The 11826-nt window shown below is 41.3% G+C and carries 11 protein-coding genes; 6 read left to right on the plus strand and 5 right to left on the minus strand.

What is annotated here, in order from left to right; all coding sequences use genetic code 11:
• Window positions 1-73: 73 nt before the first annotated feature.
• Window positions 74-1024, plus strand: coding sequence for an aminotransferase class V-fold PLP-dependent enzyme (locus tag IH879_11395; protein MCH7675539.1), 951 nt, complete (start codon window positions 74-76; stop codon window positions 1022-1024).
• A gap of 508 nt (window positions 1025-1532) precedes the next feature.
• Here the strand turns inward: IH879_11395 and IH879_11400 are convergent.
• Genes IH879_11400 through IH879_11410 form a run of 3 tightly spaced genes read right to left on the minus strand, consistent with a single transcriptional unit; the run spans window position 1533 to window position 4592 of the window.
• Window positions 1533-2315 carry a YjbH domain-containing protein gene (locus IH879_11400; protein ID MCH7675540.1) on the minus strand — a complete coding sequence of 261 codons (783 nt, stop codon included), beginning with the start codon at window positions 2313-2315 and terminating at the stop codon, window positions 1533-1535.
• Between the two features lie 50 nt (window positions 2316-2365).
• Window positions 2366-3265, minus strand: a complete 900-nt coding sequence (locus IH879_11405; GenBank protein MCH7675541.1) for a hypothetical protein — start codon at window positions 3263-3265, stop codon at window positions 2366-2368.
• Window positions 3266-3314: 49 nt separating this feature from the next.
• Complete coding sequence (locus tag IH879_11410; protein MCH7675542.1) at window positions 3315-4592, minus strand: YjbH domain-containing protein; 1278 nt, start codon at window positions 4590-4592, stop codon at window positions 3315-3317.
• A gap of 868 nt (window positions 4593-5460) precedes the next feature.
• On the opposite strand from IH879_11410, the gene IH879_11415 reads away from it, so the two are divergent.
• The 3 genes from IH879_11415 (at window position 5461) to IH879_11425 (ending at window position 8371) form a co-directional block, all read left to right on the plus strand.
• A complete protein-coding gene (locus tag IH879_11415) occupies window positions 5461-6180 on the plus strand; it encodes a TIGR02206 family membrane protein (GenBank protein ID MCH7675543.1) in 720 nt (239 codons plus the stop codon).
• A 189-nt stretch (window positions 6181-6369) separates the two neighbouring features.
• Window positions 6370-7017, plus strand: a complete 648-nt coding sequence (locus tag IH879_11420) for a transglycosylase SLT domain-containing protein (GenBank protein MCH7675544.1) — start codon at window positions 6370-6372, stop codon at window positions 7015-7017.
• 337 nt (window positions 7018-7354) lie between these two features.
• Complete coding sequence (locus IH879_11425; GenBank protein ID MCH7675545.1) at window positions 7355-8371, plus strand: MBL fold metallo-hydrolase; 1017 nt, start codon at window positions 7355-7357, stop codon at window positions 8369-8371.
• A 251-nt stretch (window positions 8372-8622) separates the two neighbouring features.
• On the opposite strand, the gene IH879_11430 is transcribed toward IH879_11425, so the two are convergent.
• Window positions 8623-10032 (minus strand): hypothetical protein, encoded by a 1410-nt coding sequence (locus IH879_11430; GenBank protein ID MCH7675546.1) that lies wholly within the window; start codon window positions 10030-10032, stop codon window positions 8623-8625.
• Window positions 10033-10257: 225 nt separating this feature from the next.
• On the opposite strand from IH879_11430, the gene IH879_11435 reads away from it, so the two are divergent.
• Window positions 10258-10860 (plus strand): TetR/AcrR family transcriptional regulator, encoded by a 603-nt coding sequence (locus IH879_11435; protein ID MCH7675547.1) that lies wholly within the window; start codon window positions 10258-10260, stop codon window positions 10858-10860.
• Between the two features lie 11 nt (window positions 10861-10871).
• Window positions 10872-11465, plus strand: coding sequence for a sigma-70 family RNA polymerase sigma factor (locus IH879_11440; GenBank protein ID MCH7675548.1), 594 nt, complete (start codon window positions 10872-10874; stop codon window positions 11463-11465).
• 191 nt (window positions 11466-11656) lie between these two features.
• Here IH879_11440 and IH879_11445 read toward each other — a convergent pair.
• The coding region (locus tag IH879_11445) for a hypothetical protein (GenBank protein MCH7675549.1) at window positions 11657-11826 on the minus strand (170 nt) is incomplete at its 5' end.

An 11826-nucleotide genomic window follows, 5' to 3' on the forward strand; every position in this document is an offset into this window, starting at 1 on the left:
GGTAAAACGAAAAAGCCACCCATGGAAAGTCGGGCCGGAAGATTTTTTTACCGAGTCTGAGCAGGCGCGTGAATTGTTCTCTCAACTCATTGGTGCTAATGCCGACGACGTGGCAATTATTCCGGCAGTAAGTTACGGCATTGCCGTAGCTGCCGAGTTAGTGGCTGTCAAAGAAGGCGACGAAATTGTAGTGCTCGAGGATCAGTTCCCGTCAAACTATTATCCCTGGTTGGAACTGGCGCGGGCAAGAAATGCGCGGTTGGTTACTCTGCCTCGACCCAGGGACTGGGATTGGACGGCCGCTCTGCTTGAACACATCAATCAAAAAACCGCAGTGGTTGCTCTGCCGAATGTTCACTGGACAGACGGCAGCATTATCCATTTGGAAAAAATCGCCGAAAAATGCCGGGAGACAGGTGCGGAGCTGGTACTGGATGTGACCCAATCCCTTGGTGCGCTGCCGATTTCAGTGAAAGAGATGAAGCCGAGTTTTCTGGTGACGGCGGCTTACAAATGGCTTCTCGGTCCCTATAGTTTTGGATTTTTATACGTACGCCCGGATCTCCAGAACAAAATCCCTCTTGAACACAATTGGATCAATCGGAAAAACAGTGAGGACTTTGGCGGGCTTGTCAATTACCGGGATGAATTTCAAACCGGCGCGCGCCGCTTCGATGTTGGCGAGCGCAGCAACTTTGCACTGATGCCGATGGTCGTGGCCGCTTTGCGGCAGATTCACGAATGGGGAGTACCGCAAATTCAAGAATCGCTGTCTTATTTAACGAGCCTCCTTGCTGCCCAGGCCAAAGAATTAGGCTTAACTGTAACTCCTTCTCAAAAGCGCGCCGGGCACATTTTGGGGTTACGTTTCCCACAGGGGTTGCCGGAAGGGATTCTCCAGCGCCTGGCCGAGAAAAATGTTTTTGTCAGCATTCGCGGCAGTGCCATGCGGGTTTCGCCACATTTATATAATAGCGAAGAGGATATCATGCGTTTGATTAAAGTTTTGGCTGAAACTATGTAAGGAGAATGAGTTAGGCGCAAAATTTAAAATATTTATAGTTCCTTCCAATTCCATCCTGCCGATTGGGTTTAATATTGAACTTTTCCAAGAATTTTGACGATGATTTAATGATAAGCAGAAGGGATAGCCAGGCGGATAAGTAAGTGCACGTGGGCTGTCGCTTAATACGAATTAGCATCAACGGGTTAGCAACTTTTAAGCAAGAAATTTTATGGCAGCGGCCAAATCAAAACATCAAGCCGAAATAGATCTTGACAAGGTTGATCTACACAACCAGGAGTCTAATTGGAAAGTATCGCAAGGATAATAAGCGTAAACCATTAAAAATCAATAAACAAGAAAGCTTTTTGGGAAGATTTTTTATTTGTAGAATTCTCAAATTTTAACGCAACTTTAACGAAAACGATTATATCCTCAAATCGGGCTCTAAACTTAGTGGGTAGCGGAGTTGATTTTGAATGGGAAGGAGAACCGAACAACCTAAAGCTCGATGAATTTAGTGCTTCAGTTAGAGCCTAAAGGAGTATTTAATTCCTAAACCCAAGGTGCCTCGATAACGATGCAATTTTTCCAGTTCTAGCAGGGCTATCGTACATTTGAAATGTTTGAACAAATTTAACCGGATACCCCCATTAATTTTTTCGGCATCGTATTCAAGCATCAAGGAAAAAAATGACGGTGCAAACAATTCTGCACCGCCAAAAAAACCCACAAATTGGTGCTGGGCAGAGGCGACCCAGTCTACGCCGTAGCCCAAATGGAGATCGACATTCAGAGAATTAAACAGGTTAAGGCTCTTTGTGGCGACCAGGTAAGAAGCATTAAATTGCTGGGCGTGTGCTTCACCTATAAAGCCCATTGGATCATGTAAACCTAAAACAATGGCTGGAAATTTCTTGGATTCCGATATAATCTTAAATCTAAGATAGATAACGCGATCTCCGATGCCCCATGCCTTCCCGACTTTGTCTGAGCGGACAACGACGAGCGAAGTCTCCAAGAAAGGTAGATACCCTAGGGTTATGTAATAAAACTGATCACCAAAATCATTTTGACGAAGGATAGAATATTTAGCTGGTAAGTATCCGAAACCAAACTGAAACTCGCCATCTTCAGCAAGCTTTGCGGTCGGTATTGTCATGAGACCGTTTACACCAGAAATTTGAGATAATGCAGGACAGACCATGATAACCGCAAGGAGTATCGCCAAAAACATTGTTCCTTTCTTGTTGATTTTCATACTTGTCTCGCCTCCGTCATTAAAAACAATCGTTAAATCTTTGTTTGGCATAACATCAGCAGTATTACATAACCCTGGGTAACCTTCAACAAAGAATGGACTTAGCTACCGCCACCTTGATTATGAGCTTCGGTTGTGCAATCAGTTACACAAGCCTGAACATCGGGGTTTGCAATATTTTCAATGCAGTTTTTAAGGTTGGCACACGCAGTTGCTTCACCTAATGTCTTCTTCTCCTTCTTAAAGACTTTTTTACAATCCTTGACGTCCTTTTTGTAGCCTTTCTTACATTTTTTCAAACACTTTTTCAGTTTCTTAAATTCTTTCGAATCGAATTCTACTTCAATTTTCAGCGCCTTGTCCTTTTTAACTTTTCCTTTGGGACATTCTACGCGAAATCTATCAATTTTAACCTTTTTCAGCTTCCCTTTTTGAAGAGATCCGGTGTGATCTTGAAACTCATAATTCACCCATGCTGTAAATAATAAATCTTGTATAGGTGACATGATATCAGTTTCATCGTAACCTTCTGCGGCAATCACCAGTAAAAGCGCATTGTTAGGGGTTTCGGGGTTTGCTAGAGCGGCGGTTGCTTGCTCTCGAAACCTGGTAACAACGTCCTCAAAGTCAACTAATGATAACCATTCATCATCTGGAATGGCTTGTTCGATTTCAAATACCTCACCCCAACTTAAAGAGAAATCGTTATCATTCAAAAAAAGCACTTGATCTTCTGCTAATTCAGAAATAAAACCATCTGGAAGGACATAGTCATTATATTGACTCCCTATAATAGGTCTTCCAACACCGGTTTTGTCGAGCAAATGCTCTATGGCTAATTTTGCTTCCGCTTGTGTTCTAGCGTTCGCAAGCGCATCCACAATTTCGGCGGTCGGAATTTTCGAGGGCTCTTGCGGTCCAATGATTTGCGTACTACACATCCATTGAGAACAACAGGCAATCGTCAGCAACATTGCGAAAACTTGGTTTTTAGGGTTCATGTTTCACTCCTATTTTGGGATTAGTTAATAAATGTGAATTATGTAATTATTAATTGACATTTTGTAGATTCAGCCGTTTAGAAAATTGGCTTTTAACAAAAGCGGGATTGAGGCGTTCAATGAACTCTTCTATTTCGTTTCCTGTACTATATTCAGTGCCGCCTAGTTGTAAGCCTCGATAACGATACTCCCAGGCAAAATCCTTAGCTGGATGTATGCGAATCCACTTTTTTGACGGATATTTCTTTGGAAAAAGAGGAACGGAAAACTTGAAGCCACCATTCCGACCTTGCTCAGTTTTCAATGCAAAGAAACCAATTTTGACCTCTCCAAACTCACGCATCATGTCAAACCTTAATCCTTTATCTCGAAAGAGATATTGCCCAACAGTTATTTTGAAGCTTAAGTCATATTGAGGGAGGCGGTATTCTGCATTTAAAAGTGTGGTATAATCATTCAGTGGAGTATAAAACCAAACTCCTTTTGTGTAGGAAGCAGTGCCAGTATATCCAATTTTAGCGCCGATTGACCATAAACCGTTGCTATGGTACTTTTTAAGTTCCAGGTCTGCACCGTAACGATTATGTGTAAAATATCCCGCTGATGTCGACAAGAAAGTATTCTTGGGTAATCGAAATGTTTGATTTAGTGTCAGGATGCCTGGTCTAAAATAATTATCTTTCTCATTAAGCTCATTATGAACAGGAATAATCAATTGGGCTGATAGACGCATTCCAGGCCATAGACTCGTGCCAAGCTCCGGGACCAGATTTAGCTGGGATTCAACCGGATCATCATAATTACCGAACTGGGCTTTTAGTTGAGGATGAACAATAAAATCAAACGTGTAACTAGAATTATTTTCTCTAGGCTTTTTCCGAATTTTTTTCCAAGTTGGATCAACTTTGAAAGAAATATCAATTACCTTTACAAAATCGTTGTTTGAGATTCTCTCGTCATAGAAATCAAGATATTTTTTTACAGGTACGGTGATGAGAACCAAAGGGATCTTTCGATTTTGTGGGATTAGCAAAATGCTTTCTTTTTCTTGCAAGAAAGGAAGGACTAGCCTTATCACCTTTTTGACGGCTCTGAGTTCGTACCGATAGTGCATGTTCTCGTAGGTTATAATTGCTTGTTCATCGTCCAAAAGAATCGCAACATTTTTAAAACCCTCTTTAATCAGTTCTAGCTTTATCTGATATTCACTATTGGCTCGTTTGAGTTCTGATATATTTTTTTTCTCTGTGGATGGAGCACAAAACACATGCTGTGTGAAAAATAATGACCAGAAGATAAATAGTATTGGGGTAAACCTATATTTCATGATAATGCTATGGAGTCTAGTTCATTAAAATATCAGTATCTCGTCTCTGACAATGGCTCGACCTCAGAGCAACTTCTTTGCCAAAAATGATCCGCGAGTAATTGTTTATCTTTAGCTCTATTATAATCAACGCTTTATTTAAAACACCGGGAAGGGATATTGGGTTTACACAAATGATATTATCTGAAACATACGTTTCAACTAGTCACAGGACATGCTTCAACAATGTCTAAGGTTAATTTGGGATGATATTAAATATGTGAGGACATTGCTCTAAATATTACTGTGCCAGGCACATGTTTTTACTCAAAAACTGTCGATAAAGGGTAGTCCATTAGAAGGCGAAGAGAAAAGATTTGTTCTTTGGGCGGCTGCCATAGGGAGCCGTTTTTTATGGCAACCACTTTCACCGTAAAATAACGCAACTTTAACGTAACCACTTTTTGAGGTGTACAAAAAAACAATAGTTTAGGTCCGTTTTTGCCGATATTTATTCGGTCTACACATCCTCAATTCCATTTATAGTTGGGCCCGATCTGGCGGGTCGGTTATGCAAGTTACCATGTCGAACGGCCCAGCCTTCTTGAATTTACTTCTTCGAAAGAAACTTTGAAGTCCGATAGTCACTTTGCTGCTACAAATTCAGCCAGTGAAGAAGTAGATTCTACCTGGTAACCAAGATTTTCTCTTGCAAAGAAAAGAGATTTTTATTTAATTCTTTCAAAGAAAAACTTCCTATCATACAGAACATTGCACAGCACAGAAAATGCCGAACAGTCAGGCTGAGTGCCATGATCTTCAGACGATACCGCAACTGTAGCCAGAGTGGATTTTTTCTCGACTGCAAAGGTTCATATTTGAAAACTCTATGACTCCAAACCAAGCCTCTCCTTTTACAATGTTTAGCGGCGAGCACCTGAGTGTCATGCTTGTCATCACGGCGCTAACTGTGGGCTTACCATTCCTAATTAAAAAAATAGATTCTGAAAAAATAACCAGAACCATTGCTGTCAGCATTGGCATTTTTTTACTATTCATCAAAATAAGTGAACCGTTTGTCAGAGGGGATTCCTTGCAGAATTGGCAAAATGAGCTTCCGCTGCACTTATGCGATCTTGCTGCCATTCTTACCGGAATCATGCTGATTAACCGTAGTTACTTTTTTTATGAGCTCACCTATTTTTGGGGATTTGGCGGGGCTTTGCAAGCGATGATGACGCCGTCCATTGAAAATGGCTTTCCCCATTTCGACTTTTTGTACTATTTTATTGGCCACGGCTTGATAATCATAGGCGTGATTTATGCGACCGTTCTGTTCAAATATCGTCCGGTTTTGAAATCGATTTGGCGGGCCTTTGTGGCGGTGGTTTGTTACGCCGCCCTGGTTGCGCCCATAAACTGGATTTTAGGTACCAATTACATGTATCTTTTTGGAAAACCCAAAGTACAATCCCTCTATGATTATCTTGGCCCCTGGCCCTGGTACTTGTTGAGCCTTATCCCGGTTGCATTTTTGTTCTTTTTCCTTTATTACAGTCCGTTCTGGATTGCCGATTTGGTCAGGAAGCGGCGCCAAAGAGCCAGTTAAACACCCCAAAAATTCACTCAATTTAGAAATTTCCTTCACTTCGACCTTTCAACAGATATTCCATAATTAGTAGCTTCTCCCCATCATACATACTATATTTGGTATTTTTTCTTGACATTAAGAAACCTATTTGCTAACTTTGCGTATGATTCATGGTGTAATGATTGGTGTAACGAATAATGAGGTAATATGAGAGTTTTGAGTTTTCAAATATTTTTCACGGTATTTTTTTTAGGCGCTTTGCTGGGACGTCAATTTTCTGACGAACGCGAACTTGTTAAGTTCGAAGCATCCCTTAAAAAGCTGCAGGCATTCGTAAAGGCCGACACTGAACGTCAGGTTAAACAAGAAAAAGTGATCGGCATAATTGATAGTTTCAATCCGAGCATGCCACTGGAAATGAAACAGGAAATCGCGGGTGAAATATATAACATGAGCATCAAATATCCGAACCTGGATGTTGAACTCCTTTGTGCTACAATTACACATGAAAGCGCCCGCACCTGGGACCCGTCTGTTGCGTCAAGAGCTGGCGCCATTGGGCTCATGCAAATTATGCCGGCTACCGGAGAGTGGCTTGCCAAATATGAAAATTTTAAATGGCAATCCGCCGAGGAGACGTTGGTCAACCCGATTTATAATATTCGAATGGGTTCGAGGTATCTTTCAGCTTTAATTGAAACATATGAATTAGACGGCGGGCTGGCGGCTTATAATGGCGGTGAAAAAAGAGTCGGTATGTGGCTTGCACAAAATAAACTCGACAGCATTCTTTGGCCCGAAACCAGAAAGTATGTGCCAAGTGTTTTAGAACTATATGAGGAGTTTAGAAATTAGTAGGGGACGCACATGTGCGTGCCCTCGATCACACCTTACGCCCGCAAAATCTTCAGCGATGGCCGATTTGTAACTAAGAATACAAAGCACCGACTATATTCTATTCTGACTCTTTCTGAATTTGATGAAAAAACATAACTGGTGGGGTAGGAACCACCACTACAAGACTTTTGCAATCCTTTTGGCGGCAGGCGTTTTTTGTTGCGGTAGGCACCCGAACAGTAATTACGACACTTTATTCAAAATTTCATACTCGAGAGTACAAGGATTTGCGTCGCAAAAGGGTCCTGTCATAGAATGGGATTCAGCGAGTGCTAACAACGAGGATGAGCCTAGAGTGGCTGGCTCCACAGTGCCTCCATTAGGCTTGAGGATTCGGTGGTTAGGTGTGGCTGGCTACGAAATTAGCGACGACTCTACAGTTATCTTAATTGATCCTTTTGTCTCACGCCCCACTTTTGTGCAACTCTTAAACACTATTAAGATTGACACCAGCGCTGTTAAACACTATATCCTGGCGCCACTTCAAATGCAAAACGTAAAGGTTGTTTTAATATCGCATGCTCACCACGATCATTTGCAAGATATCCCCTATATCCTTGCACAGTATCCAAGCCCAAAAGCAAGACCGCTGGTAGTTGGTAGTCAAAGTGCTCATGACTTAATCATGGGATATACCCGGGGAGTTGGGATAAAATGGGTTGATGCAGTAGGCGGTTTGCAAGATAGTCAGACAAAAATATTAGCGTTTAGTCCCGGCAAGAAATCATGTATGCAGAATTCCGGAAACATCTCTTGCAAAGTTGGCACATTTGGCAATTTCACGATAACGGCTTTTGCTTCAGATCATTCTAGTTATGACTACCTCGGCTCCGCAGTCCTGGGGGGGACTGTTCACGGCAAGCCACCTTATACGGGCACGGGCTACAAGATGCGATCCAATACTTCAATCGGCTATTTGATTGAATATCAAGGCATACGCATTTTTTTTACTGAGTCACCGATAGTGCGGCATTCAAACGAAATTGGTAATGTGGATATTTTAATCCAGGGAATTGCCGCTCGTAGGGATTATAACACCATATCAGGAACCCTTGCTTCACTCCAACCAGAATATGTGATCCCTGGCCACTACGATAACTTTTTCAAGCCGTTAAAAGAATTCGAAAAATTTGATGTAAGAATTGGTTTCGGTCCAGTGGATTTCAGCCGCTTTGAACAATTTGTTACTTCATTCGAGAGTTATTATGTTGAACGTGCACGGAAACGGCTTACACAAAATGCCCATAGCTTTAAACCGAAACTACGTCTCATGAAGTTATTTTATTATTACTCGCTTGTAAACCTTCTATAAGAAAAGATAATTTACCCCGCCGAATGATAGTCCTAACTTATGACAGGCTGCCGGCCTCTTGGGGCTGTCCCAAAAATCAAGAAATGTCGTTGCGAATTGCGCGTTGCTTTGCGGGATGAAAGAAATCTCATGCTTGCGGAGCAGATTGTTTCACCCTTAGCCAGGCCGGAAGGAATGCTCGAAAAGACGTCTTCTGGACAGGTTCCGTGAGCAAATGGAAGCAAACTTTTAGTGCAGTTCCAGAATCAAATTTACTCGTCAAAACCCCAGGCTTTAGAGGTGAAAGAGGATTCAACCGTCGTCACCGGACCCGGCGTAACTTTTACTACCCGTTGATTTTGAGGAACAACGGTTCTGACATCTTTATTTTGTCTTTCGCGAGCAGGCCTCAAATCAACAGATGGCTCATCAGACTTGACGTCAATATTCTTTGCGGTAAATTGAAGTCCTTTGGCTAAGCCGCGCAGGCTTGCGCTTGTGATGATGCGGAATCGCTTAAACGCAGCAACAAATAAATTTCGATCCCGAAAGCCAACGTCACTGATTTCCAACTCCTCACCGGGCTGAATTTTGCTCAATTCAACCGCAGAATAGTTTTCACCGACTTTTTTAACTTTAATTTTACCTTTGTACCGAATTTTTCTGCCCGTCTTTTTGTAAATTTGAATAAAATCGTCGATTTTAATGCCGTCCGTTTTGCCGTGGTCAATGACGCCATATTTACCTTGAATCTCAATCACGCGGGTCGGGAAAAGAGATTGCTTGCGGTACCTTGCTCTGGCAATTTTGAAAAAAAATAGAGCTGCAACAATCAATGCACCTGAACCCAACAACACAAATTTTTGGTTCCAAAAGGCCGGTGCATTTTTGGAATTATCTTCCGCAGCAGCAATTTTTACTTCCTTTTCTTGTGGCAGCTTTTCATGTTTCTTTGAAAGTTCTGTTTTAGATTTCTGTATGTTCTGCTTTTTTGCCGGCGTCCTTTTGGTAAAATAAGTTGGTTTTGCCGGTTTCCTGGCCTCTTTTTTCGTCGTCTTTGGTCTGGCTGAGTAGAGAGTTGGTGTGGTAGTTTTTGGTTCCTCTGTTTTATAACTTAAGGCAGTCCCTGGTTTCTCAGTTTTTTTATTTAAAGCAGTTTTTGTTTTTTTTGCCACAGGTGGCTTAGTCTTATTGTTGGTAGTCATTGAGGGCGGCGGAGGTGCGGAATAACTTTCTTTCTTCTTTTTCTCTTTACTCACGAATCTCAAGGTTCCTTGAAATTCCTGTTCTAGTTTCGCCTCTTCCTTCTCATAAGACTGATCTGGGTTAATAAGGAGTTTCTTCTGCGGCTTCTCATTTATTCCACTAACTACACTCGGCATGTAATAACGATTTGCAGCTTTGTCTTTGATAAAGTCAATGTCCGAAGCATAGTATTTTTCTGTTTTCGAATACAATAACCCCTTTTTGACTTTCACGAAAACGTAGTCATTTCCATAAACCCACAGGGTGCCCTTTATCATCTCGCCGTTTTTCAAATGAACTTCACATTTTTCACCAACTAATTGCTTGAGAAAAGCAAGCGGATTCTCTGCACTAGGCTCTTGTGCAGCCGTTGACTGTATTAAAAGCGCTAAAAACAAGAGGCAAATGAAAACAAATTTGAGGTTTAATTTAGACATCATGATTACTTCCTTAACAATTACTACAAATGGTTAGATGCCCCGCAATGGATAATTTTATAAGCAATTCTTACGATGAGATTTATCACTATTAATTTTCGACACTATGATTAAGAATCTTGATAGAAGTTTATTTTTAAATTAAAAACACTTTTTTCGTTGGAGGGGAATAAAAAGACCGATTGGTCTGTTTTGTAAAAATAAATTTCAGATACATATTTTGTGATGAATACAAAAGGTGAAAAAACACGACAGCATATCATTGATAAAGCAACCGTTCTGTTTACAAAGAACGGATTCAATCATACCACTGTGAGCCAAATTTTAGCTGCGACTGGTATTGCGAAAGGCGGCTTCTATTTTCATTTTAAAAGCAAAGAGAGTTTGGTGCTTGCTGTGATTGAGTCGCTAAAAGAATGTTGGGCAAAAGAGATTTTACCTAAACTGAAAGAAGGAAAAGATGCCAGGGAAAACCTCAAGTTGATGTTTTCTGCCCCGGGTGATTGCTGTAACAGTTCTGAGGGAATTCGCCCAACTATTTTGCTATTGAATTTGGCGACAGAAATGCTGGAGGTCAATGATAAATTTTCGACAATGCTGAGCCAAATTATAAAAGACTGGTGGACGATCCTCGAGGCCATAATCGAACAGGGCAAATCGGAACGGATTTTCAGAAGTGACATCGACAAGCAATCCGTTGCTGCGATAATTCTGTGTAATGTCATGGGAGCAAATTTACTGGCTCTACTAAACAAAGAGCCTGCTTTTTATAACAAGCAACTTTCTACGTTTGAAAGAGTTTTATTTAAAGGGATTGAGGAAAATTAAAAGGTGTGCAGATGAACTTATTTAAGTCAAAAAACAACGGCCGCGACTATGAATTTGATATTCTCCTGCGGGAAAATATAAACGGCATGTTTTCACTCGCCCTGCGGATGACCCGCAACCAATTAGATGCTGAAGATTTGGTTCAGGATACGGCGTTGAAAGCGTTCCGCTATTTCCATAAATTTGATCAAGGGACCAATTTCAGAGCCTGGATTTACCGCATTCTCACCAATAATTTTATAAACTTTTACCGCAAGAATCAGAAACAGCCCGCACAAATTGAAATTGAAAATGTCTCATTCAAATTGAAGCAAGAAGGAGCGGGTTTCTGGAACCGGCTCAACGACAGAAACAACGGGTTTGATTACGATGATTTATTTGACGACGAAATTAACGCTGCCATCGACAAGCTTCCGGGGGAATATAGAATTGTTCTCTTGCTTGCGGATGTGGAGGGACTAAGCTACAAAGAAATCTCTGAAGTGATTGCACACCCTTTGGGTACGGTTATGTCGAGACTGCACCGGGGCAGAAAAATGCTGCAACGGAGTCTCAGACGGTATGCCGAGGAGAATGGATATAAAGTAGAAGCAGATTTAGTTTAAAAATAAGAAGCAGCCACGGATAAACACGGATTTAATAAATGGAGCTTTAAATTTCACTTTTTTAACTTACAAATTTCTACAATTAAATGCATTTATCCGTGTCGAATCGGTGTTAATCCGTGGCTCCAAAATATTGGTTGCGGCTTTGCCGGCTGTGGACATCAGTGAATATCCGTGGCAAAAAAATTTCATCACCTCTGAGTCAGATCATCCGTTTTCTTATATTTTTCAAACCATTCACGTAAATAAAGAATCTGGCGGATTTTGTTTGTCGGGTGAGTTCTGCCGATGCCGTGATATTCATCCTGGATGCGCACCATGGCAGTTTCCACTTTTCGCAGTCTTAGTGCCTGATAGGATG

The sequence above is a fragment of the candidate division KSB1 bacterium genome, assembly GCA_022562085.1.
In the GTDB taxonomy this organism is placed as follows: domain Bacteria; phylum Zhuqueibacterota; class Zhuqueibacteria; order Oceanimicrobiales; family Oceanimicrobiaceae; genus Oceanimicrobium.

What these genes read in the sequence shown, in the direction of transcription:
- IH879_11400 (MCH7675540.1), bottom strand. Translation starts at nt 2,315, where the DNA reads ATGCCAAACAAAGATTTAACGATTGTTTTTAATGACGGAGGCGAGACA.
- IH879_11405 (MCH7675541.1), bottom strand. Translation starts at nt 3,265, where the DNA reads ATGAACCCTAAAAACCAAGTTTTCGCAATGTTGCTGACGATTGCCTGT.
- IH879_11410 (MCH7675542.1), bottom strand. Translation starts at nt 4,592, where the DNA reads ATGAAATATAGGTTTACCCCAATACTATTTATCTTCTGGTCATTATTT.
- IH879_11415 (MCH7675543.1), top strand. Translation starts at nt 5,461, where the DNA reads ATGACTCCAAACCAAGCCTCTCCTTTTACAATGTTTAGCGGCGAGCAC.
- IH879_11420 (MCH7675544.1), top strand. Translation starts at nt 6,370, where the DNA reads ATGAGAGTTTTGAGTTTTCAAATATTTTTCACGGTATTTTTTTTAGGC.
- IH879_11430 (MCH7675546.1), bottom strand. Translation starts at nt 10,032, where the DNA reads ATGTCTAAATTAAACCTCAAATTTGTTTTCATTTGCCTCTTGTTTTTA.
- IH879_11435 (MCH7675547.1), top strand. Translation starts at nt 10,258, where the DNA reads ATGAATACAAAAGGTGAAAAAACACGACAGCATATCATTGATAAAGCA.
- IH879_11440 (MCH7675548.1), top strand. Translation starts at nt 10,872, where the DNA reads ATGAACTTATTTAAGTCAAAAAACAACGGCCGCGACTATGAATTTGAT.